The 800-nt window shown below is 68.2% G+C and carries 1 protein-coding gene; it reads right to left on the reverse strand.

Annotated elements, in window-relative coordinates:
- The coding region (locus I0C86_RS37740) for an AMP-binding enzyme (RefSeq protein WP_323374103.1) at nucleotides 1-772 on the reverse strand (772 nt) is incomplete at its 3' end.
- Between the last annotated feature and the right edge of the window lie 28 nt (nucleotides 773-800).

Below are 800 nucleotides of genomic sequence, written 5' to 3' on the forward strand. Positions count from 1 at the left end.
GCGGCACATTGTCCCGCACCGACACGGTCGCCGAAGCCGCCAACCCAGCCGGCGTCGGAGACTCGAACAACGCCCGCACCGACACCGACAAACCCACCACCCGCAACCGCTCCACCAACGACACCGCCAACAGCGAATGCCCACCCAACTCGAAGAAACTGTCGTCGACACCGACGGCGTCCAGGCCGAGTACGTCGGCGAACGCGGTACAGAGCAGTTCCTCCTGCACGCTCGCCGGTGGCCGGCCCGCACCCGCGGTGTACCCGGGTGCCGGTAGCGCCCGCCGGTCGAGTTTGCCGTTGACCGTCAACGGCAGGCTTGGCAGGGTCACGAACGCGGCCGGGACCATGTACTCCGGCAACTGACCAGCCAGGAACGTCTTCAACCGCTCGGCCGGAACCTCGTCACCGGCCGGCACGACATAGGCGACCAGCCGCTTGTCACCCGGCACGTCCTGCCGGACCAGCACCACCGCCCGAGCGACCCCCGGATGCTGGGTCAGCACCGTCTCGATCTCACCAGGCTCGATCCGGAACCCGCGGATCTTCACCTGCTCATCCGCCCGGCCGGCGAAGACGAGTTGCCCGTCAGCAGCCCACCTGGCCAGGTCACCGGTGCGGTACATTCGCTGGCCCGGCACGTACGGGCAGGCCACGAACCGTTCCCCGGTCATCCCCGGCCGGCCCACATAGCCACGCGCCAACCCGACACCAGCGACATACAACTCACCCGCGACCCCGACCGGCACCGGCGCCAACGCCTCATCCAACACATACAAACGGGTATTCGCGATCGGAGCA

It is taken from the genome of Plantactinospora alkalitolerans (assembly GCF_015690345.1).
Taxonomy (GTDB): domain Bacteria; phylum Actinomycetota; class Actinomycetes; order Mycobacteriales; family Micromonosporaceae; genus Plantactinospora; species Plantactinospora alkalitolerans.